The organism is Acinetobacter lwoffii, assembly GCF_019048525.1.
Taxonomy (GTDB): Bacteria; Pseudomonadota; Gammaproteobacteria; order Pseudomonadales; family Moraxellaceae; genus Acinetobacter; species Acinetobacter lwoffii_K.
Genome location: NZ_CP077369.1, coordinates 263,125 through 285,256 on the forward strand (window position 1 = coordinate 263,125; position 22,132 = coordinate 285,256).

General features: G+C 40.3%; 20 protein-coding genes and 1 pseudogene. 6 read left to right on the forward strand and 15 right to left on the reverse strand.

What is annotated here, in order from left to right:
- Positions 1 to 21 precede the first annotated feature (21 nt).
- A complete protein-coding gene (locus tag I6L24_RS01215) occupies positions 22 to 801 on the forward strand; it encodes a TorF family putative porin (protein ID WP_004679614.1) in 780 nt (259 codons plus the stop codon).
- Positions 802 to 846: 45 nt separating this feature from the next.
- Here I6L24_RS01215 and I6L24_RS16815 read toward each other — a convergent pair whose 3' ends face one another.
- Positions 847 to 1,062 carry a hypothetical protein gene (locus tag I6L24_RS16815; RefSeq protein ID WP_004733097.1) on the reverse strand — a complete coding sequence of 72 codons (216 nt, stop codon included), beginning with the start codon at positions 1,060 to 1,062 and terminating at the stop codon, positions 847 to 849.
- Between the two features lie 10 nt (positions 1,063 to 1,072).
- The gene (locus I6L24_RS01220; RefSeq protein WP_004733098.1) at positions 1,073 to 2,488 is read right to left on the reverse strand and encodes a glutamine synthetase family protein; all 1,416 of its coding nucleotides are present in this window, start codon (positions 2,486 to 2,488) and stop codon (positions 1,073 to 1,075) included.
- Positions 2,489 to 2,738: 250 nt separating this feature from the next.
- Between I6L24_RS01220 and I6L24_RS01225 the strand changes: the two genes are divergently transcribed.
- Together I6L24_RS01225 and I6L24_RS01230 are read left to right on the forward strand one after the other, a co-directional pair.
- Positions 2,739 to 3,134: a transposase family protein gene (locus I6L24_RS01225; RefSeq protein WP_082190872.1), complete on the forward strand. Its 396-nt coding sequence runs from the start codon at positions 2,739 to 2,741 to the stop codon at positions 3,132 to 3,134.
- Positions 3,082 to 3,501, forward strand: coding sequence for a transposase (locus tag I6L24_RS01230; protein WP_216986300.1), 420 nt, complete (start codon positions 3,082 to 3,084; stop codon positions 3,499 to 3,501). Before I6L24_RS01225 ends, I6L24_RS01230 begins: the two co-directional genes overlap by 53 nt.
- A gap of 100 nt (positions 3,502 to 3,601) precedes the next feature.
- Here the strand turns inward: I6L24_RS01230 and I6L24_RS01235 are convergent, their stop codons facing one another.
- From I6L24_RS01235 to kdpA, 5 genes are all read right to left on the reverse strand, one after another.
- Complete coding sequence (locus tag I6L24_RS01235; protein ID WP_004281627.1) at positions 3,602 to 4,315, reverse strand: response regulator; 714 nt, start codon at positions 4,313 to 4,315, stop codon at positions 3,602 to 3,604.
- A gap of 27 nt (positions 4,316 to 4,342) precedes the next feature.
- The gene (locus I6L24_RS01240) at positions 4,343 to 6,991 is read right to left on the reverse strand and encodes a sensor histidine kinase (protein ID WP_004733101.1); all 2,649 of its coding nucleotides are present in this window, start codon (positions 6,989 to 6,991) and stop codon (positions 4,343 to 4,345) included.
- A gap of 205 nt (positions 6,992 to 7,196) precedes the next feature.
- Positions 7,197 to 7,799: a potassium-transporting ATPase subunit KdpC gene (gene kdpC, locus I6L24_RS01245; protein ID WP_004682291.1), complete on the reverse strand. Its 603-nt coding sequence runs from the start codon at positions 7,797 to 7,799 to the stop codon at positions 7,197 to 7,199.
- Between the two features lie 19 nt (positions 7,800 to 7,818).
- Positions 7,819 to 9,861 (reverse strand): potassium-transporting ATPase subunit KdpB, encoded by a 2,043-nt coding sequence (kdpB, locus tag I6L24_RS01250; protein WP_004281624.1) that lies wholly within the window; start codon positions 9,859 to 9,861, stop codon positions 7,819 to 7,821.
- Positions 9,862 to 9,872: 11 nt separating this feature from the next.
- Positions 9,873 to 11,597, reverse strand: coding sequence for a potassium-transporting ATPase subunit KdpA (gene kdpA / locus I6L24_RS01255; RefSeq protein WP_005252878.1), 1,725 nt, complete (start codon positions 11,595 to 11,597; stop codon positions 9,873 to 9,875).
- Positions 11,598 to 11,910: 313 nt separating this feature from the next.
- On the opposite strand from kdpA, the gene I6L24_RS01260 reads away from it, so the two are divergent.
- Positions 11,911 to 12,708 carry an undecaprenyl-diphosphate phosphatase gene (locus I6L24_RS01260; RefSeq protein ID WP_004281622.1) on the forward strand — a complete coding sequence of 266 codons (798 nt, stop codon included), beginning with the start codon at positions 11,911 to 11,913 and terminating at the stop codon, positions 12,706 to 12,708.
- Positions 12,709 to 12,763: 55 nt separating this feature from the next.
- Here I6L24_RS01260 and I6L24_RS01265 read toward each other — a convergent pair whose 3' ends face one another.
- From I6L24_RS01265 to I6L24_RS01285, 5 genes are all read right to left on the reverse strand, one after another.
- Positions 12,764 to 13,699: a recombination directionality factor gene (locus I6L24_RS01265; RefSeq protein ID WP_216986301.1), complete on the reverse strand. Its 936-nt coding sequence runs from the start codon at positions 13,697 to 13,699 to the stop codon at positions 12,764 to 12,766.
- A 141-nt stretch (positions 13,700 to 13,840) separates the two neighbouring features.
- Complete coding sequence (locus tag I6L24_RS01270; RefSeq protein WP_004733106.1) at positions 13,841 to 14,899, reverse strand: YqaJ viral recombinase family nuclease; 1,059 nt, start codon at positions 14,897 to 14,899, stop codon at positions 13,841 to 13,843.
- Positions 14,900 to 15,096: 197 nt separating this feature from the next.
- Positions 15,097 to 16,128 carry a DUF932 domain-containing protein gene (locus tag I6L24_RS01275; RefSeq protein ID WP_216986302.1) on the reverse strand — a complete coding sequence of 344 codons (1,032 nt, stop codon included), beginning with the start codon at positions 16,126 to 16,128 and terminating at the stop codon, positions 15,097 to 15,099.
- Between the two features lie 22 nt (positions 16,129 to 16,150).
- Entirely contained in the window at positions 16,151 to 16,429 is a 279-nt protein-coding gene (locus I6L24_RS01280) for a hypothetical protein (RefSeq protein WP_201953857.1), read from the reverse strand.
- A 105-nt stretch (positions 16,430 to 16,534) separates the two neighbouring features.
- Complete coding sequence (locus tag I6L24_RS01285; protein WP_216986303.1) at positions 16,535 to 17,443, reverse strand: YagK/YfjJ domain-containing protein; 909 nt, start codon at positions 17,441 to 17,443, stop codon at positions 16,535 to 16,537.
- 463 nt (positions 17,444 to 17,906) lie between these two features.
- Between I6L24_RS01285 and I6L24_RS01290 the strand changes: the two genes are divergently transcribed.
- Positions 17,907 to 18,803: a hypothetical protein gene (locus I6L24_RS01290; protein ID WP_005252890.1), complete on the forward strand. Its 897-nt coding sequence runs from the start codon at positions 17,907 to 17,909 to the stop codon at positions 18,801 to 18,803.
- Between the two features lie 422 nt (positions 18,804 to 19,225).
- Here I6L24_RS01290 and I6L24_RS16525 read toward each other — a convergent pair.
- Positions 19,226 to 19,351: pseudogene (locus tag I6L24_RS16525) on the reverse strand (tyrosine-type recombinase/integrase); the annotation flags it as partial.
- A gap of 47 nt (positions 19,352 to 19,398) precedes the next feature.
- Positions 19,399 to 20,568 (reverse strand): hypothetical protein, encoded by a 1,170-nt coding sequence (locus I6L24_RS01295; protein WP_227554916.1) that lies wholly within the window; start codon positions 20,566 to 20,568, stop codon positions 19,399 to 19,401.
- Between the two features lie 144 nt (positions 20,569 to 20,712).
- Here I6L24_RS01295 and I6L24_RS01300 point away from each other — a divergent pair, with 144 nt between their 5' ends.
- On the forward strand, positions 20,713 to 21,009 hold the full coding sequence (locus I6L24_RS01300; RefSeq protein ID WP_004281614.1) for a pyocin activator PrtN family protein: 297 nt from the start codon (positions 20,713 to 20,715) through the stop codon (positions 21,007 to 21,009).
- Here the strand turns inward: I6L24_RS01300 and I6L24_RS01305 are convergent.
- On the reverse strand, positions 20,975 to 22,111 hold the full coding sequence (locus I6L24_RS01305; protein WP_005252908.1) for a site-specific integrase: 1,137 nt from the start codon (positions 22,109 to 22,111) through the stop codon (positions 20,975 to 20,977). The genes I6L24_RS01300 and I6L24_RS01305 overlap by 35 nt on opposite strands.
- Positions 22,112 to 22,132: the final 21 nt, after the last annotated feature.

Below are 22,132 nucleotides of genomic sequence, written 5' to 3' on the forward strand. Positions count from 1 at the left end.
TGACTACTAATTTAAAGTGTTATGAAAAAATTATACCATCTACTTTTTAGCCTTATACCGCTCTATTCAAGTTATGCTTTTGCTACTGGAGATGAAAGCTCTCCCGCTTTAAGCTTTTCAGGTAATGTATCATTGGCCAGCGACTACCGCTGGCGCGGCCAAACGCAAACCCAGAATGATCCGGCCTTGCAGGGAAACTTTGTTTTAAGCCATGCTTCAGGATTTTATCTTGCTGCATTTGCATCGAATGTTGATTTTGATGACGAAGTAAATTTAGAACTGGATCCCCAGATCGGCTATACAGCGCCAATCGCGCTAGGTTCAATCCATCCTGCAGTTGATCTTGGCATGCTGCGCTACAATTACATCGGCAACAGCGATTTAAATTATAATGAATACTATTTCAAAATGATCTTTAATGCGTTGCTGCATCAGAACGATAGCTTTACACCAAGCATAAGCTATACCTATAACTATGGCGGCAAAGCTGCCAGTGACAGTATAGGTAAAGATATCTCAAATTGGTATTTTAATGTCTTATATGCTACACCGATTGCTCAAACTAATTTTGGCACAAATGTTAGCTTAGGTTATTCCAAAGCAAATCAGGACATTTATGGTTCTGAAGCAAAAGACCATTTTTTTGATTGGAAAATTGGTGCAACTTACCGCTATAACCCAATGGGAATAAATGCAGAATTAGCAGCGTTTGGTAGTAATTTAAAAACCAAAGACTTTACAAGTCAAAATAAAAAAGGGGTAAAAACTGAAGCAGTATTCACCCTGACTAAATCTTTTTAAAAGTTAAATGCCAATAGTATCAGCAATACTATTGGCATAATTATTTTACTTGAGTAATTTCAATATATGATCTATCTCACTTCGATTAAAACCTCTTTCTTTAAAAATAGTATGAATTATTTTTTTCATACTTTTTGACGCATACTGGTATTTCTTTACTAAAATGTCAGAATCAATTTCCTGTAAACTATACTTCAAATATAATTCTTCATTGAGCTTCTGATTTCTAGCATCATCTTCATTATTTATCGTGTTATACATTTTTAAGCAGTTAAATATCCCAATGTTGTTCGATCAAAGTAATTTGGCTGTACATATACTGATGCTCAGCACGTTTAACTGCACACCATAATTCCATAAATCTTTTGCCGAGATATTTTTGCAAAACAGTATTCCGGTGAAAAAATGTTAAAGCATCCAGCTGATTCGTACTTAAAAAGTGCGGCTGATGTTTATTTTTTATCTGAGTGGCTTGCTGTGGAATTTCCAGATTCTGTGTCAACCCATGCAGTGTGCCGATCAAAATCAGGGCTGCAGTTAAATAAGGATTGCAATCCGCACCTGCAACACGATATTCCAAGCGTTGATTTTCATTGTCCGAACATGGTATGCGAATGGCCACATTGCGGTTATTCACGCCCCAATTAGCTTCTAAGGGCACATGGTTTCCAGCTTTAAACCGGCGGAATGAGTTTACATTCGGGGCAAGCACGGCCATGGACGGCGGCAGCAAGACTATCAGCCCGCTGATCGCCTTTAATAATTGCCGTGACGGTAAAGGATTCTGCTTCATGCTGAAAATATTCTGCTGGTCTTGATTTAACAAACTCATGTGAAAGTGCATGCCGCTGCCCGCTTTATTCAGATCAGGCTTAGCCAAAAAGCTTGCATGTAACCCATGTTCTACAGCGACTTGCTTAATGGTGCGCTTTAGCATCATGATCTGATCGCATAGCTTCAAAATATCACCGCTATGCTGAATATTAATTTCGTATTGCCCGGAAGATGATTCCGAGACTAAGCCTGTAATCTGAATCCCCTGCAAAAGGGCAATCCGTTCAATTTCATCCAGAACGTCTTGATATTTATCTTGCACATTCACATCAAAACATTGATTTAAATAAATCTGATTGGAGCCAGATTTTTCATTGCTGTCAAATAAATAAAACTCCAATTCTGCGGCCATGCAAGGATAAAAGTTTTGATCATGCAGCGCTCTTAAACTTTTTTTTAAAATATTGCGCGGTTCAACTTCGCAATCTTGATGATTGTCATCTTTCATGGTTAGGAATAACTGTGCATTGGACTCTGGATTTAAAGCGCAGGGCTGCAGGCTTCCCAATATAGGTTTACATAAATAATCCGGCTCACCGATCGATTTTCCTAAACCCGATTCTTCAATCACTTCTCCATCAAGACTCATGGCATAAATAGACATTGGGAAATAACAGCCTTGTGCAATATTTTTTAGACCGACAATATCTATGCGCTTGCCGCGGACATGACCATTCAGATCGTGCAGGCAAATCTCAACATGACGGGTATTGGGATAGCGCTGCAGATAGTTTTCGATTTCTTCTGAAAATAGAATATCTTCAATATCGCAGCATTGACGCGCAGATGGCATGGATTCAGGGACCGCTTCTTCGTCAGCTATATTATGTCTAGCCATGAGTAAATTACTCATTATTTTGTCCTGTTAAATATTAACAATGATCAAAATAAAACAAGTTCTACCGAATGTAACGTAAATAAACCGTAAAAAAGCACCCAACTAATATGATTATTTTTTAAACTATTAAAACCACGAAAAAGCTAATTTAAAATAAGTTAAAACATAAAAATAACAATAGATCTTTTTCATAAATCAAAAAACGATCTTCTTTTTGGTTAATATTTGCACTCCGGATTTCTTAGCATTCGTGCATAATCTGCGGATGAAATACATCGATTCAAACAAGCTTTCTGATCCTCAGTTCAAGCGATACACAGGCATCTCATGGTCAACTTTCTATTTGATGGTTGAGCAATTGCAGAAGCATGTCTCTGCCAAAGGCAGACCGCCCAAGTTAAGCCTGGAGGATCAGGTTCTGCTCTGTCTGAGCTATTGGCGGGAATACCGAACCTTATTTCACGTTGCGACGAGTTACGGGGTTTCAGAGCCCACAGCCTCAAGAATTGTCCGTCATGTTGAAGACTGCCTGATTCGGTCCAATCTGTTTAATTTACCCAAAGATTTACCCGAGGGCAAAGGCATCGACTGGAATGTTGTGATCGTGGATGCCACGGAAATTCCAATCCAAAGGCCTAAAAAAACAGAAGAAAAGCTATAGCTGCAAGAAAAAGACCCATACCTTTAAAGTACAGGCCATGATTCACTACAAAACTCAGCAAATTCTGAGTTTATGTACCAGTCGCGGTGCAGTGCATGATTTCGAGTTGTTCAAACGCAATTTAAGCCAGATTCCTTTTGGGGCTTTTATCCTTGCAGATAAAGGCTATCAGGGGATTTATGTGTTGTATCCGAATAGCCTGTTGCCATTAAAAGCCAAAAGACACTGTAAATTGTATCCTGAATTGAAAATCTATAATCAAGAAATCAATAAAAGAAGAATCGGAATTGAGCATGTATTTGACAACCTGAAAACCTTCAAAATCCTTGCTGAGCGTTATCGAAATAGAGGTAAAGGCTTGATTTGAGATTCAATTTAATCGCTGGAATCTACAACTTGGAACTGAGCAAAAAATGATTTATGAAAGAGGTCTAATTACTCATGTAAAATAAATGGCATATTTAATATTAATAAATCTTCAAAAATCGCAAACCCACTCCCGGTTCAGTAATAATATATTTAGGCTGCACAGCATTATCATTTAACTTCACTCTTAATTTAGCAACCAGAATCCTTAAATAATGCGTATCTTCTTGGTGCGTTGGCCCCCACAGCTCTTTCAGTATTTGCGGCTGGGTAATCAATTGGCCTTTATTTTTCGCCAATAAATTCAGCAGCTGATATTCTTTGCGTGTTAAGGAGAGCAATTGTTGATTTAAAAAAACCTGCCGTTTGGAAAAATCGATTTTTAATACGCCATCATCAAAAATTGCCGTATCAACAGTACTATGCTGATGCTGCCTAAGCAGTACACGAATGCGCGCCATCAGCTCCTGAACACTAAACGGCTTGGTCACATAATCATTTGCGCCAGCATCCAGAAGCTTCACTTTTTCTTCTTCATTTGCCCGCACAGACAGCACTATCACTGGAACGTGCGACCATGTGCGAAGCTCAGACAAAACCTCATAACCATCCAAATCTGGCAAACCCAAATCGAGGATCACTAAATCTGCGCCTTGCAAAGCTAGGAGTTCCAAACCCTTTTGGCCATTTTCAGCCAAAAGGGTTTTATAGCCTTGCGCTCTGAGTGCTATATCCAAGAATTTTCGAATCTGATTTTCATCATCAATAATCAAGACATTGGTCATGGAGCTGGCTGATTCATTCTGTTCTGGCATTTTCCCACCTAAAAGCTGCTAGATGCTTTAAGTAATTTGCTGAATAGGAAGCTGTATGCGGATACATGTTCCTTGATTGTTCTTGCCTGATGATGCCATGATTTTCCCCATATGCGCACCCACAATCGCTTTCACAATCGTCAAGCCCAAGCCTGTACCATATTGCCCGCGGTCACCGCGCTGCATGGTATAAAACATGTCAAAAATGCGTTCCCGCTCACCTTCCGGGATACCCTGCCCCTTATCAGTTATGGCAATTTCGATCTCATTTTCATTCACCTGCTGCACCTCAATCATCACAGCTTTATTCTCTGGTGAAAATTTTGCGGCATTTTCCAGCACATTAAAAATGGCCTGTTCAATCAAGGCGGCATGTACAAATAAACTCAAAGATTCTTGAGGCGCATGCACTTCAACCAATGCATCTGGCATATAACGGTTTAAACGACGCACTGCTGAACCGATCAGTTCATCAACTCCAATCCAGTCCCGCTTCAAGCTTAAGCCTTCATGGCCTAAACGGGTCATATCCAGTAGGTTTTGAATATAGCGGTCTAAACGTTCCCCCTCTAAATGAATCGCTTCCAGCAAGCTGTCCTGATCATTTTCATTCATGGAATGGCGGTAAGTGCTCAAAGTATCCGCTGCTCCAATCATCGACGCCAAAGGCGAGCGTAAATCGTGCGATACGGATGATAATAATGCCGAGCGCAATTTTTCCGTTTCAGAATTCACATTGGCTATTTCCAAAGCCTTGGTCAGCTGGGTGCGGAAAATCGCCTGCGCAAGATACTCTACCATGAGTTCAGCGAGCTGTTTTTGCTCCGTATTGATTACTGCTTGCACATCTTTAAGTTTCAACCCCACCACGCCTAAGCATTGCTTGGAAGCCAATAAGGGCAAAAACCACCACTCATTTTCCGTCAAGGTTTGGGTAAAGCGACCGGACGGTTGATGGTTTTTGAATGTCCAATCGGCTGAAATTTTTTCTTTATTACTCATGATAGTGGATGATGCTTGAGTTGCTGCAGTATCTGGGAAATACAGCCAGACATCTGCATTGAGATTTTTACTCAGGCTATGTTCAGCAATCTCCTTGATTTGTGCCAAATCTAATGCTGTGGACAGCTTCTGCCCTAAATCCTGCATAATGCTGTTATAACTGTTCGCCGTTTTGAGTGCAGTCACCTGCTCTTTCAAACGTGACGCTAATCGGCTCGAAATTAAAGCCGCGCCCAAAAATGCAATCACGGTGACAATCCCCTGATGTGCAGAAATCTGAAATGTAAATTGCGGGGAAATAAAGAAAAAATTATAAGCTAGAAAGAATAGGATGGCTGAAAAAGCTGCAGCCAGCATCCGTGTTTTTGATGCCACAAAAACCACAGCGGTGATAAAAATCACCGAAAGATCTTCAATCCCTAAATACTTTTCCCCTAAGCTTGCAATCACAATGCTGATGACCGTGGTGGCTAGTACGTACTGTATTTCTCTCAGCGACAAGAATGCCCTTTGAGTGAAAAAGGACAGATGCTTATTCTCTGCAATAATCGGCACAATACTGAGTTCAAAACTGGGCCGGTATTGCAGTAATTGATCAATCAAATTGAGCCTTAAATTCAGCGAAAACTTTTGCGGAGCCGCTTGTGCTAAAACCAAGGTTGAAATGCCGCGGTCCATCACATAATCAAATAAAGTTTTAGCATGTTGCTGGCCGTGAAGGACTTCTGTCATTCCACCCATTTGACGCGTTAAGTTTAAAGCCCGTTCAATTTCACGGCTTTGCGAGTTTTCCTGTTTATTCATGATTTGCGTATCATGAGAAAAAGCAACAACTGTCCATTTTGCCGCACGATGCTCGGCAATACGGCATCCAGTCCGAACTAAAGCTTCAGAATGCCCTTTGCCATCAATCATAATTAAGACATGATTTTTTAAGGGGATTTGAGCAAGCCCTTGAATGGCGAAATTTTCGCGTACATCATTATCAACATAATTGGCAACGGTTTGCATTGCCAGTTCACGCAGTGCCGTTAAGTTGGAGCTGTTGAAAAATCGCTGTAAGGCCTGTTCCGCCTGCTCAGGCACATAAACCTTCCCTTGGTTTAAGCGCTCCAACAGCTCATTCACAGGCAAATCAATTAAGCGGATATCTCTAATCCGTTCGAACACCCGGTCTGGCACGGTTTCAGTGACACGAATCCCAGTGATTTGATATACCACATCATTCAAACTTTCCAAATGCTGAATGTTCATGGTGGTAAAAACATCGATACCAGCATCTAATAATTCATTGATGTCTTGCCAGCGTTTTTCATGACGGCTGCCGGGCATATTAGTGTGGGCAAATTCATCCACCAAAACAATACTGGGCTTTTTATCCAAAACGGCATCTAGATTCATTTCCTCCAGATGCTGCCCTTGATATTCAATAGCCTTGCGCGGAATTATATCTAAACCAGAAATTAAATTTTCAGTTTCTCTACGGCCATGCGTTTCTACATAGCCAATGACGATATTAATACCCTGCAGCGCCAGTTCATGCGCACGAACCAGCATGGCAAAGGTCTTTCCCACGCCCGGAGCTGCGCCTAAAAAAATCGTCAGCCGCCCAGACTGATAACGCTGTGTATGTTGCAGCAAAACATCGGCTTTATTGGTTCGTGGATCAGTCATAGAAGTAATCTTTATTTATTGCTTTAAAAGATGTTTTTAAATTCATTTAAATGCGTCTAAAGTCAGCTTGGCTATTGCTGGGCAATATGGATGCCACCGTTGGGCGGAGGTATAGAACATCCCCTCGCCCAACAATCGTATATAACTTAATTCAGATTATTCAATAGCTTTCAATCACTATATTTTAATCATCAAGCCATTCATATCACTTCCCGCCCCGATCCAAAGCCAAATTCAATTCAAGCACATTGACACGTGCCTGCCCTAAAATCCCAAAAATCGGCTGAACCGTATGCGACTGAATCAGTTTTTCGATATTCTGTTCAGGCATATGCCGTGCATGGGCAATCCGCTTCACTTGAATCATGGCTGATTGCACGCTAATTTCAGGGTCGATGCCGCTGCCTGAAGCGGTGACCAGATCCGCAGGAATTTTAGATTTTTCAATCTGTTCCTTCGCTGCGATTCGATTCAGCCGTTCCTCTATGGCTTTCTGCAGTTCAGGATTGGTTCTCGCCATGTTGCTTCCGGCCATCGCCATAGGATCATAATTTGCGGCAGATGGACGCGGATGGAAATATTGAACTTGGGCAAAAGGCTGTGCCACTAAGCGTGAACCGATCACTTGATTATTTTCGACAATCAAGCTGCCGTTGGCTTGTTTTGGAAAGAGCATTTGTCCTAAGCTGGTTGCAGCAGCACTATATACAAAGCCGCATAAGCCTAGAGCAATGATGGTCATTCCAAACGAAGCGCGCAGTTTCTCACCCCATGATGAGTCTGCCAATTGATGATTTTGCATATTCACTTTGTCATCCTCAAAAAATTTATAGGGCCAAGATTGGACTGATCAGCAGATCAATCGCTTTAATGGCAATAAACGGTAGCAGCACCCCGCCCACACCATAAATCAGCATGTTGCGGCGCAATAATTGGGTAGATGTCGAAGGTTTGAATTTCACACCGCGCAGTGCAATTGGAATCAGCAGAGGAATAATGATCGCATTAAAGATCAGCGCAGACAGGATGGCACTTTCAGAACTGCCTAGTTGCATGACATTTAACACATGCATTTGCGGAATTGCCGCGACGAATAATGCCGGCAAAATTGCAAAATACTTTGATACATCATTCGCCAAGGAAAAGGTGGTTAATGCACCGCGAGTAATCAGTTGCTGTTTGCCTATTTCAACCACAGATAGCAATTTGGTTGGATCAGAATCTAAATCCACCATATTGCCTGCTTCTTTGGCTGCTTGCGTTCCCGAGTTCATGGCTAAGCCAATATCTGCTTGGGCCAACGCCGGTGCATCATTAGTACCGTCACCGACCATCGCTACCAAATGTCCTTTGTTTTGCTCGGTTCGAATGCATGTGAGTTTATCTTCTGGTTTCGCTTCAGCGATATAATCATCCACACCAGCCTCTGCTGCGATGGCCGCTGCTGTGAGCGGATTATCTCCGGTCACCATCACAGTTTTAATGCCCATTTCACGTAAGCGCGCAAATTTTTCTTTAATGCCTTGCTTAATCACGTCTGATAGTTCAATGACACCCAACAAATTCTGGTCTTTAGCCACGACCAGCGGCGTTGCCCCTTTTGAAGCTATTTGTTCTACGCGCGCTTTCAGTTCGGCATGATTTTCAAGGTTTTGCGAAGCGAATTTAAGAATGGCATCCATAGCGCCTTTACGCACTTGATGACCATCCGCCAAGTTAAGGCCTGAAATGCGTGTGGACGCATTAAAAGCGATAAATTCAGCCTGTTCAGGCTCGGCCACTCTTTCACCTTGCTCTTTGGCCAAAGCAACCACCGATTTACCTTCTGGCGTTGGATCGGCCAAAGAAGTCAGTACCGCCGCTTGGCGAAGTTCAGACTCCGTCACTCCTGTTAAGGGATAAAAAGCAGTCGCCTGACGGTCACCGTAAGTAATAGTTCCGGTTTTATCGAGTAGTAAAACATCTATATCGCCTGCAACTTCAACCGCCTTGCCTGATTTGGCAATCACATTGGCTTTGAGCGCTCTGTTCATCCCTGCAATTCCAATAGCTGGCAATAAGCCGCCGATGGTGGTTGGAATCAAGCAGACCAATAGCGCCACCAATAAAATCGGGCTGATTTCAATATGCAGGAAATGTCCAATCAACGGCAGGCTGACCACGACGATGATAAAAGTCACAGTCATCACGGTCAGTAAAATACCTAAGGCAATTTCATTCGGTGTTTTTTGACGGTTTGAGCCTTCGACTAAAGCAATCATTCGGTCGAGAAAGCTATTTCCCGCCTCTGCGGTCACTTGCACGATGATCCGGTCGGTTAAGACTTTGGTTCCGCCAATCACCCCAGATTTATCTGTGCCCGCTTCACGGAGTACCGGCGCAGATTCACCTGTTACTGCAGCTTCATTGATCGTAGCAAAGCCCTGAATTATTTCACCATCTGCGGGAATCAATTCCCCTGCACGCACTTCAATCAAGTCATGCATGTTCAATTCAGCCGCTGAAATCTGCACCCCATCCATATCATCTTTAGAATGGATCCGGCGCGCCGTCAAATTCTGACGCGCTTGACGCAGGGATGACGCCTGTCCGCGGCCTTTGGCTTCAGCAACCGCTTCGGCATAATTGGCAAAGAGAACCGTCACAAATAAAATCAACGTCACCAATAAGCCAAAAACCAAACTAGATTGACCTAGAATTGTACTAACCAGTGTAATCAGCGTCCCAAGCCAAACGATGGCCATCACCGGATTTTTAATCACATGCTGCGGCAGCAGTTTAATAAAGGCATTTTTCCATGCTTCAGCTTGAAATAAGGTTGAAGCTATGGTGTTTTGCTGTGTTTGAACAGTGTGTTTTGAATGATTCATTGTACTCACCCTTAACCTTGAACCAATAACAGATGATCAGCAATTGGCCCCAAGACCAGGGCTGGCATAAATTGCAATAAGGTCAACATCACCACAATGGCAATTAAAGTCAGTGCGAATGTTGGCGTTTCGACTTTTAAACTGCCGCTGCTTTCAGGTGCTTGGCGTTTAGCAGCTAAACGTGTAGCGATGATTAAAGGAATAATTAATGTCGGGAAACGGCCGAGCAATAAAGCAATACCGCATGTGACATTCCACCACACGGTATTGTCTGATAGCCCTTCAAAGCCTGAGCCATTGTTGGCAAATGCAGACACATATTCGTATAGCACTTGAGAAATGCCATGGTATTGCGGATTACTGTTGCCCGTCAATTCAGGAAAAAATACAGTTATTGCGGTTAAACCAAGAATGACGATGGGTTGGATCAAAATCACAACAGCGAGCAGCTTGATTTCACCGACTTCAATTTTGCGGCCAAACAATTCTGGGGTGCGGCCGGTCATTAAGCCTGCAATAAAGACTGCTAAAAACAGATAAATAATGAATTGCTGTAAACCACAGCCAATCCCGCCCCAAATGGCATTGATCAGCATATTGGACAATTGCACCATACCTGTGAGCGGTGCAGATGAATCATGCATCATATCCACTGAGCCGTTATTGACTTGGGTGGTGACCGCTGACCACAAAGCAGATGATGCCTCGCCAAAACGCACTTCTTTACCTTCCATGGCGGAAAGCAATGTCGAAGTCGATGAAAGGCTTTCTGACCAGATAGCGCTAGTCGCAGAAATGATCGACATCAGCAGCATTGAAGCAAAGACCAAGCCTGCGAATTTGGCGCGTTTGGTGAAAAAGCCCAGCATAAAAATCACCGAAACAGGGATCAGTAAAATCGCAAGCATTTCCAGAAAGTTTGACAATGGTGTCGGATTTTCCAAAGGTACACTGCTGTTCGGACCATACCAGCCACCACCATTACTGCCCAATTGCTTAATTGCTACCATGGGCGCAACAGGGCCTAAAGGTATTTTTTGCGTTGTTAATTCGCTGCTTTGGTCGATGACTTGAACTTCTGGGCCGCCTTGAAAAGTCGATGGTACGCCTTGGCTAGTGAGCAATAATGACCAAACCATGCATAAAGGAATCAGAAAGCGGAACGTCGGACGAATCACATCGGCCCAATAGTTGCCGACATTAATTTGTTGCACTTTATGCTTAAAGCTGGTCTGTTGATCGGTTTCAGAAAGTGCATTGGATTGTTTGTAGAACAGTGCTCGAACTGTAGCCACCACCATCGCCAGGCCCATCATCGGCGTGATGATCTGCAAGCCGACAATGCCGACCATTTGCGATAAATATGACAGTTGCGCCTGTCCTGAATAGTGCTGCTGGTTGGTATTGGTCAGAAACGAAATCATGGTATGCAGCGCCAAATCCCATGACATATTCGGTGCATGGTTTGGGTTCAACGGCAGGCTGGCTTGAACCATAAATAGAGTCCAAGTCACCAAACCGATCACTGCACAGCTCATGACAAAATTGAATGAATAGGTTTTGACATTCATCCCCCGTTTGGGATTGATTCCTAAAACCGCGTAAATGGGCTTTTCAATCCAATTGAATAGAGGATCAATTTTCATATCGCGGTTGTGCATAATTGCTGCGAGGTATTTACCCAAGGGATAAGCCAGAACAAAGACGATGGCTAAAAGCAAAGCAAACTCTAACATGGCATTTCACTCCTATGTTTCAGAGCTGAAATCTGCTTAAAGAAGTTGAAATAAGATATATTTTGATTGTTTTGTACAACGCAATTTTTTTGATGCTGTACCTGCTGATGCGCGTGAATGACCGCACTCATGTTTTTCATCCTAAGCATTGGGATATTCCACTATCTAGTATGAAAAATAAAACCGTAAAGTCTCTATCCATAACTTTGGATGCCGCGTAAAGAAAGCGTAAAAATTTGGCTCAGTGAATTTATAAATGCAGAAAAATATCTTAAAAGTGATGGTTATTATTATTCTGTGACTCACTTTATTTATGGATATAATTTCAGTACTTAAAGCCTTATTTTTAGGTTTTATAGAAGGTTTAACGGAGTTTTTACCCATTTCCAGTACTGGTCATTTAATTTTATTTGGCCATTTAATTGATTTTCATTCAGACTCAGGCCGTGTCTTTGAAGTTGTCATTCAACTGGGCGCAATCTTAGCCGTTTGTTGGCTCTACCGTAAAAAAATTATTAATCTACTACATGGTTTTATATCAGGTGATTACCATGCGAGACGTTTTGCGATAAATGTCTTCATTGCATTTATTCCTGCAGTAGTGATCGGAGTTATAGCTGTTGATTTTATTAAACAAGTTTTATTCAGTCCTTCGGTTGTTGCATCTGCACTGATTATTGGTGCACTGTTAATTTTTGCTGTAGAAGCTAAAAATTTTAAAGTCCAAACCATTGAGGCAACCAATATTGGATTCAAACAGGCCATTGTTATTGGTTTGGTTCAATGTCTTGCGATGATTCCGGGGACTTCACGGTCTGGTGCAACCATTATTGGGGGGATGTTGGCGGGTTTATCACGTAAAGCAGCTACTGAATTTTCTTTTTTCCTTGCCATACCAACAATGCTTGGTGCCGCTACTTATGACATATTTCGCAACGTTGATGTTTTAACTTCAGAAAATTTATTGAATATTTCCGTAGGCTTTGTAACCGCATTCATCGCAGCTTTGCTTGTGGTAAAAGCCATGGTTAAATTTGTAGAAAAACATACTTTAAAAGTTTTTGCTTGGTATCGTTTGGTATTAGGTTCAATCATCTTATTTATTTTTTAATACAAGCAAAAAAATAAATAAATTAAAGAGAACTCGCTGTTCTCTTTAAGTTTTTTTAATTTACAACCCGTACATTCTGCTGCAAGCTTTTCTGAATCTCTTGTACAACACCCTCTCCCTGATGGAACTTAGGCCCTGATTTAGATTCCTTTTTGGTTCTAGTTTGCAGGGGTTCAGATTCAATAAGTTCATCTATATCAAACTCCTTAACTACCTCCAAGCCTTCCTCTATATCGACCTCCATCCTTCCATTCGCAAAACCCTTCCTTGCAGTAAAGTCTAAAGCCTCCTGATAAAACCCAGCCTGCTTACTCTGCTCATCAATTTGCTTTGCCTGAATAATGGCTTCATTCAAGCTAATCCCTTCCCTTAAAGTTAAATCCACGTAATACACTGGCTGACGATAACTCTGTGTCGTACTCTTGCCCCGCAATATCAATTGCAAGGGTAGACATGACAACAAGCCATTTGAGGCCGCATGGTAATAGTTCAACCGTGCAGCCAAAGTCCGAATACTATTAAAGCCCGTAGTTCTAAAGATGAAGGTGCCAAACTCATCCGATTCATCTAAATTGACATGCAGGCGTCCATAAGGCTTACAGTGCCCGCCTTGTCCAAGTGGGCATAAGTCGGGGGATGGGCAAGGATGTTGCTCTACACCTTGTGATGTCATACGTTGACAGGTCTGACCATTCCCCACACAAATCGGGCGACCTGTCTGTCGGTCAAACAAGCTGTACTCGGCACGTAAGTTCAATTCAGGATCATTGAAGATCATACGCACAGGAATGCTACGCAGCTTTTGATTCGGTGCTTGACTACGCAATTGCTCATCCAAGGGGTGTTTGACCCAACCATCCTTGCCTTGTATTTGACTGGTAATGGTGAACTGATCGTCTTTCTCAGGCAGACGCTTGCCATTCTTTTCGACTACACGACCAATACTGATCCGGCCCAAGATGGGTGGTGTGATTGCTAGACCTTTAATCATGTTGAAATTCCTCTCGTATAGATGTTGATGTTTAGATGTGTTGCACTGTTTGCTAAAAATGAAATCGGTATAAAAATCCCATGCAGGACTGCACGGGATTTCAGGTTTTTTCTTGCTGAGTGATTAACTCTAAGCTTTGAGCTAATCGTGATAAATGTTGAAACGACGACTGCCTGCTTTCTGCAATGGGTATTGTTGGATGAGTTCAGGTTGGTGCTGAAGTAAGGACTTGGTATCTAGGCTAATACTGTCCTTGCTCTTTTTCCATGTCACTGAACCTTGCTGAAATACGGCACGTTCATGTTCCTGCATCAGTGCCTGAACACGGTGTTTGAGTAGATCAAACTGGCTTTGGTGTTGTTCAATCTGCTGTTTTTCCTTTATCAGTTGATCAAACAGTTCATTGGCAAGTTCGACCTCCGTTAGATCAACACAACTGAGCGGGGTATGTTCAGGATAGAGCTGCTGTAAAGCTTTGGCTGCCGATTCACTGGCATCCACTGCTGGTGGAACGTCATTTTCAACACATTCCCAAAATAATCGTTCTGCTTGAACAATATGTTCAATCACGGATTCAGACCGTGTCACTTTGAAGATCTTGGTTTCATGCCCACAGATCAAGACACAAACATGCGCTGCCTGTTTACCAGTCACCGCCAGTTGATGTTGTACCTGACAAAGCACATATAAAGGCACACCATCACGCCACAATTTTGCTCCATGCTCACCTGCTGTTTTGCATTCAAGAATCTGAACTTCGTCGCTTCCAACAACAGAGTAATCCAAGTTTGCTAACATGAAATGCTTATCAGGATCAGGGTGCTGTAATACAGCATTGACTCGACGAACTTTGTTATTGGTGTGCATGCTGTAATACTCAGCCACCAAAGGTTCCAGCTGTTTGCCCCAATACAGAGGTGCTATACCTGAACTTTCATCTTCAATGGATTGAGTCTGACGACCTGTTTTGATCAGCCAAAGCTCTAACATGGACATGTAGGGATTTAAGCCACATGCTGTTGCTGCATCACTGCTGCCAATGCCTTGTTTACGAACTTCAAGCCAATCTTGATACGCCATATCTTTGGTGTTGACTAAGCGTTTTGCAGAACTAGCTCGTTTAGGTGTAGTTAATGGATTTAATGCAGTTTGAACACCTGCCTGTACAGTCTGATTTGAAATCGGTGCGATTTGATTCATGGTACTATCCTTATAAATTTCAGTTTTTGTAAAAAAGAAGCGCATAAAAAAGCCATACCCGACACGAGGTCGGGTATGGCGATATGCATGCTGATTCAGATTATTGATTGTGAGTAGTAAATAGAGAGAGTTACGTGTGTGCTGTACTCAGCGATTGTTGAGACTTGCGGGGTTAAGGTTGGATGGATTACATGAGCTTAGGCTATCAAAGATAAAGCCTGTTCCAATCCTCTTTGTTTAAGACCAGCACCTGCACCGAACCAAGCTGAATCAAGACGATGATCGGTACTCATGGCACGTCGTTCATGATCCACAAATTCCGTGATCGAACACAGTAAACCATAAGCAGTGTCTTTGGCGGATGACAGGTCAGCACCACGTCCTTGCCCATTGAACATGTCCAAAGCTTTATTCATGGCACGACCATTGGGTTCAGGCTTTTTCTCCTGAACTTGCTGTGCGACATTACGATAGAACTGAATGATGTTTTCTTCAGGATCGGAAATTGACATGGTGCTGTTGTTGAACACGGCATCAAAGTAAGCCTTAGCTTCTTGCTGACTCACCTTACGCTGTGTGAGCTGTTTCATCTCATACATGTGTTCATCCCATGCACGCACTGAAATACCCAATTGCTGTTTCACTTTCTCTGCATCAAACTTGGTGCTATGTGGAACCTTCACTACACCTGCACTACTGCTCTGCCCACGTAAGGCAATCGCCAAAGTGTTGTTACAGACCACTCGGATACCGGTGAACTGTGCTGTCGTTGCCAAAGTGCCGTCACACGCAGTAGCCAGCAGAATATAACCATTACTGACATCTTTGGACTTTAACGCGGTGCTTTGTCCGGTACGTGCCAAAGCCCAGAACTTCTTCCCACCTTTCAAAACCCCTGCGGTTTCTAACTCAAAACCTGATTGCTCAGTCAGATCCCGGTAGAACTCCAGAATCTCTTTGGGTTGAACTTCCTGATAACGCTGACTGACCACAGATAAAGGCGCATGGGTATCTGAGCGATACAATACACGCTGCTCTTCAAAAGGCATGATAATGCTCTGACCACGTTCATTCTGTGCCATATAGCTGACGTTCGAGGATTCGATCCGCCAGTCCATCCCCGCTTGCTGTGCCCAGACTTCCAGTGGTTGATTCGGACTCAGCTGATTACCCAGACCATGCCAAGGAGTTTCGCCAACATAGGCGATTTGTTCGATTTGATGTGCCATCGTTCTTATCTCCTATGACGATTCAACGAAAATTCTGCTGACATTGATTGCAATGGTAATAGGTCAGGGTGATCGGCTTTTTCGGCTCATCAAACATGCTGCTAAATAGACCACCAATGACCGCACCTGCAAGCCCGCCAAGCAGTGGTGATACAGGTAAAGGTAAACCCTTTGAAATGGTTGCACCGATGGTTGCGAACGATGCGGACGCTGCTAGACCTGTAGAATCAGAACCATTCACCTGCTGATTAACCACTTGAATAACCTGATCGGAAAAACAATAAGGACAATTTAAACTCATAATATACATCTCCAGAAATGACAAAGGCTCACCGATTGGTAAGCCTTGCAAAGTATTTAAAACCTCGTTTTCATCTAGATAATGTATATCTGAGATTATTTTCATTTAGCGTCTATCATACTGCACTCTTAACTGACCTTTACCAAATACTCTTCGTCCTTCTGGCTTAACACGTAAGTATTGAAGAGTACGTTTGTGATGATCAGCAATGTATTGCATTGCCTCAATGAAATTTGTCACTTGGGTTGAATCGCGACGATAAATCAAACCGATCCCTAGCTCATCTCTACCTCGAAGCTCCTTTACGCGTTCGCGGTTCCAACAATTATAGCCTTGACCATAATCTCGAGTAATCTCACTCCAAAGCGCGATAATTTTATTCCCCCAATATGCTGCGCTTCCATCACGAAAGGCAGTATCATAAATGATTGCTAAATGGCAATGAAAACCTTTACTTTTACCGCCTTGCTCCACTCCCCATATATACCCGACCACATGTTTAAATATGCCATCTTTATTTTGGATACGGTTAAGCAGTATATCCAAATCATTATAAATATCTTCAACTCTGATGCGACTAGAATGTTCTTGTAAATAACCCAAGTCCACCCGAGCAACTAATATTCGGCTATATTTACCAATTATTGACTCACAATATTCCTGCACTTCAATTTTATTTTCATCTTTCTGTTTTTCGATCATCTTATAATCTTTTTCAAAATCCTCAGATAAATCTAAAAACCACGCTCTCATCTCTCTATACCCAATTATCTTTAGCTCATCCATAAGATCAAAATAATCAGAGTCTATTCTCTGCAAGTCATATCTCAGAATTACAAAGAATTTAAGATAACCTGTGTATTCATCATCGGGATCATAAATATCATTAAAGCCTAATAACAGATTAGTAAGCTGCGAATAGAATCCATACCATTTTGTTCGTTCTCTTTTTAAACGTTTTAAAAATTTCTCAATCTCAAGTGTAAGTTTTTCCTGATTAATTGAAACTCTCATGTTTAAACCTATGTGTGTGATAGTTACATAAGAGATAGGGAATTCAGTATATATATACGTTTACTTCACAATAAAGTGTTACCTAATAAACGATTAGATTAATAACCAAAGAGTTAGGGAGTCCAAATTCCTCCTGTAGTACAGTACCCATTCTCCACATGAAAAACTTTTCCTCCCTGCTCTACGCTTAAATTCATGCAGGCTCTAGTCTCAAAAAAGCTAGAATTAAGGAATAAAATGAATTTTAGACTATATCGTTTTAGTACCTAATTTTAGTTATAAAAAAATTAAATTAAAAACTTATATTGCCTAAACATTGTTTATTTATACCCCCCTTATCCCTTAGTAGAAAGCTTTTAAAAATATAGTGCAAAACAAGGGGAAATAGAGTGAAAAACTTAGTAGAAAGTATTGTTTTTATTACCTAAAGTATGACGTAAGCTTTTTAAAAACAGGATACAAAATGCGCAATTCTGAACTAGACAATCTTAAATCATTCCTGACACAACTTCGAGATGAAGATCTTATCTGGGCACTATATGTCTATCATCGCCCAAATATTGATAACTATCGCAGAATACGGGAGAGCAACGATGCTATAGAAAAAGACATCGCAAAACTGAACAGCCTAGATAAACTCAGGAACATAAGTAAATTTATAATTGATGAAATGAATAATAGTAGTGATGATAATATCTATTATTTTTTACGTGATTTAAAGGATTTTCAATCTAGAATCAAAATACATTCTTTTGACTTTAATAAAATTAAAGATAATCAAAGATTCTTACAATTTGCATGCAAAGTCTTGCATGAAAAAGAAGGAGATCGCTTAATTTTAGATATAAAAAACCTATACTTCCAGCTTCTTTATCTGGCTTATACAATCCCTATTTATTATGAAGATTCTAGATCAATTGAAAATATATATTATCGATTTGACAAAATATACACAAAATTCAACAATCACTTTAAATCACCATGCTCTGATTTTCTTGTATGGGCTAAAAAGTATATTAATGAAAACTCAGAATTTAGAAGATACAGAAGAGATGCATCCCATGTATCTGAGTATGAGACTTTAATTAACTCAATATTTGATATTATCTATTATGAAGATGAAAATATTCACTATGCTTTAAGAAAAAAATTATCTAACGCGTGGTATCAAAAAAAGCACCGTGAGGAGAAAAAGGTGAAAAAACCTCACTATTACGCATTAACTAAAAGAGCTAGAGAAGCGTTGCTTACATTAGCTTTCAAGAATGGTGTGTCAGAAGAGCAAATGATCGAAAGACTCATCAATGAAACCTATGCCAAAGAATGCTGTTCAGTCGATGGAGAAAACCTATATTTGTAAAAATAATCTCTCCACCAGTCACACCCAATCTAGTCCATTGTATAACTAAGATTGGGTTTGTGCGTGCAGACCGGCTTTGTTGCACAAAGATTTCATAACTATATGATTTAAAAAGTTTTGATTATTTTTTGATCCAAAATTAAATTTATTTAAATCAGATGCTTACATATTTATGCAACAGAGCCGATCAATAGTATAGATACGCTGATAATCTACTTTTCCAAAGCTTCCAACTTGGCGTTAGACTTAATAACTGCAATGACTTTTTCATGGTCACTTAAATTATTCAAATCTACCAGCTGCGACATTTTTGCATTTGATGCCAATAGCCTATTTTTAAAGATTTCTAATTCGATAAATAGCATTGTTATCGGTAGTGTAAAAATGACCCCCTAACGGCATTTAAAAACTGACCCCCTTGGTTAATATTGCGCTCGGTTATATGCCGAGCGAATTCTGTTCTGTGACACATGAGCAAGCTGCCGTTCAATGGGATCGGGATTAAACAAATTTAATTCGTTCACAACTGGACTGAATAGCGCTCTCAAACAGTGTTTGTTCATTCAACCTGTATAAATAAGCATGCTCTAATATTTTAAAGTTTAGCCTTAGCTGCTTGTAACTGCTTCTTGAAGAATGCATTAGAATTCGGATTATAGTAAAAATCATGAATAAAAACTCTTTCGTTCATTCCATACATTTTTTCTTCCACCAAGCACTCTATAGTTATACGTATAAGCCTGTAAATTTCATAGACACGATCATAGCAGTCAAATATAGTTTTTTCAGACACAGAGAAACCAAATTCAGCTAATTTTTTTCTTGCGAGCTTGGCACATGAGATATCCGAGTCCACAACATATTGAGGGGACTCTTTGAACAATGGTTTATCGAGATTATTACCTTTCTTAAGTATCAAATGCCATGCACCGATTAAGGCAATCCAATTAGCCGAACTATCTGAGAAAATAGGATTATGTCCTAATCGCTCTTCAATATTTATTAGAAACTTCTTCAGATCATTCTTAGTCTTTAGCTTATAAAATCCATCATATTCAATCCCCTTTAATGACTTGGCCTTCCCCCTAGCCTTAATGGCAGCTGCTACTTTTTCATAATCTTCCAAATCATTTAAGTTAACAATTTGATCTTCGGAATAATACTCTGCAATTAAGTTATTTTTAAAAACGTCAAACTCTAGAAATAACATCGCCCTATAGAAAAGTTTATTTAAAAAACTCTCATTGATGACTTTATTCTTTTTTTGATATTTAGCTAATGTTAAAAAATTAAAATCTAGAAATTTACTAAGTACCCCTATAGTTATATTATCGTACTCAAAATATAGAACTTGACTTACAATTTTAAATGCAGCAGCACTAGTAATTGACTGGATTGGAATTTGGATTAATACTTCATTTAAATCTTGCTTATAATGTTCTATTTGAAAACCCAATAACTCTATTTGTTGAATTAGGTAGGCACGATATTTTTCTTGCATTTTAAAATAGATATCATCTTTAATTAATTCACCCTTTCCAAAAGTTAACTCAAAATCTACTCCTATTAATAACAAATGTTTGTAATGTTCCCCTATCAACGCGCCTTCAGACCTTCGATAAGCCAATAAATCAATAGCTGCTAATAACTGACTATATATACTTGACTTCTCTTCTGAGAAGCTCTGCATGGCTGCCACATCATGAAAATATAAATAATCTAATAGTCTGACTGTGCTGTTTTGAAAATCGTTAAGTTTTGGCATAAGTGTGTATTCTTAAAAAAGTTCCCCTTATTTCAGAATTATTACCCATTTCATCTCATTTACAATTATTTCAGTGAATTTTGTTAGCTATACCTTAGTTGTATGACTAAAGATTCAAGAATTAACTTTTAAAAGAGTAACCAAATGAACAAAGTACAAATGAATTTATCAGATTATTTATTCATGCAATTTAAAACCATGACTCCCACTCTTGAACAAGTGGCAGCCATGTATTACCCCCATCTAAGTAAAGCAAAAATATTAGAAAAAGCGAGAAAAAAGGAATTTCCATTTATTTGCTACAAGATAGATGAAAGTCAAAAATCACCATACTTAGTTGATATTTTTGACTTAGCTTTTGTTTTAGACAAACGTTACAACGAACAAGCTAAAGAGTATGAAATTTTTACGAAGTCAGCTCTAACGAATTCTCAAAATTAAGGGTCTGTTTTCTTCGTTTAACTGATACATACCTTTCCAAACTCCCCCATGAATCGTGCAAACTAATTTGCTGTATCTGGGGGATAGTGAAACCTTGCTCAGCTAAACGGGTACACCCTTCATGTCTCAAATCATGGAATTTTAAATCATCTATTCCAAGCAACTTACAAGCTTTTCTAAATTCACCACCTATTGTTTTTGGACTAAGAGGTATCAGATATTCATCGCCATAGCCTCTTTTCAACATTCTAGCTCTAACTTCCTGCTCCGATAAAAGCTCAATAATTTTTTTACACTGAGGTAATACATTAAACTCCTTATGATTCCCTTTAGAGCCTGTTGGGTTTTTCAAATCACGTATTTTCCATGAGTTGTTATGAATGTCAAAATCACTTAATTCCATTCGAGTTATTTCCGCCTCACGTCTACATGAGTAAATTGCAAACCAAATAATCAAATGCATTGGATAACTGTAAGCAGGATTATTCCATTTATTGACAAAATACTTCGTCAATGCCGCCAACTCTTCATTCGTTGGAAGCCTATCTCTTTTTTGACTTGATGAAATTTGGCGTGTCTTTCTTAATTGTGCTGTTGCCTTATCGAAAGAATTTAGATCAATATCTATATCCCACATTACCGCTGCATGAGATAGCACCCCTCTAATATGTAAAAGCTCATGCTGGAGTGTACTAGATGCAACAGGAGCGAGTCTTAGATCTTCAATGCCTTTTTTGCGTAGAGCTACGTGTTCCGCAATATGAGTCGATTTAATTTTTGTGATAACATGCCGCGCGATTGGAAACTTCTGAATAAGTTTGAGTGAATATGTTTTAGTTCGTCCATACTCAGCTCCCACTTCCGCCAAATATTTCGAAATAGCGTTAGAAAGAGTTAGATCTATTACATCTTCTTGACCAAACAAAATTTCAGGATTTTCTTCTATTTCAGCTTCCCTTTTTGCTAACCAAATTGCTGCAACTTTCTTCGATCCAAATGTTTTACTTTCTTTATATATTGGTAAATCTTTTCGATTGATTCGAATTTCAGCACGATAGCGTATTGATCCATTGACTAACTTACGCTGCGTGATTGTACCCATTTTTACGCCTTATGATATTTT